Source organism: Neisseria sp. P0018.S001 (assembly GCF_051957355.1).
GTDB classification, from domain to species: domain Bacteria; phylum Pseudomonadota; class Gammaproteobacteria; order Burkholderiales; family Neisseriaceae; genus Neisseria; species Neisseria subflava_A.
The window spans coordinates 1-486 of the sequence record NZ_JBQCWN010000055.1 but is presented as its reverse complement, the minus strand read 5'-3'; the positions used below and the strand labels follow the sequence as shown (position 1 = coordinate 486).

General features: G+C 48.1%; 1 protein-coding gene and 1 pseudogene. Both read right to left on the bottom strand.

All coding sequences use genetic code 11. The annotated features are described in order from the left end of the window. The coding region (locus tag ACTHTJ_RS10800) for a GTP-binding protein (protein WP_440362679.1) at nucleotides 1–135 on the bottom strand (135 nt) is incomplete at its 3' end. Nucleotides 136–153: 18 nt separating this feature from the next. Further along, nucleotides 154–486 (bottom strand): annotated as a pseudogene (rpsG, locus tag ACTHTJ_RS10795) (30S ribosomal protein S7); the annotation flags it as partial.

Genomic DNA, 486 nt, shown 5'->3' with positions numbered 1-486 from the left:
GTCATGCACTTCGCCCAATTTATGCGTCAAACCTGTATAGAACAAAATACGTTCTGTTGTGGTTGTTTCACCCGCGTCAATATGGGCCGAAATACCGATCTTGCGATACAGGCTGATAGGGGTCTTACGAGCCATTTTGTTAGCCTTTCGATATTAGAAACGGAAGTGAGAGAATGCCTTGTTCGCTTCAGCCATGCGGTGTACTTCTTCACGTTTTTTCCACGCACCGCCACGACCTTCAGCCGCATCAATCAATTCGCCTGCCAAACGCAGGTCCATAGATTTCTCACCACGTTTACGGGCCACGTCACGAACCCAGCGCATTGCCAAAGCCAGACGACGTGAAGGACGAACTTAAACAGGAACTTGGCAGTTTGCACCACCTACACGACGGCTTTCCAATTCCACGATAGGTTTTGCGTTTGCAATGGCCTCGTTAAATACCTCGATTGCTACTTTGCCGGTTTTTTTCTCAATCTGTTCAAG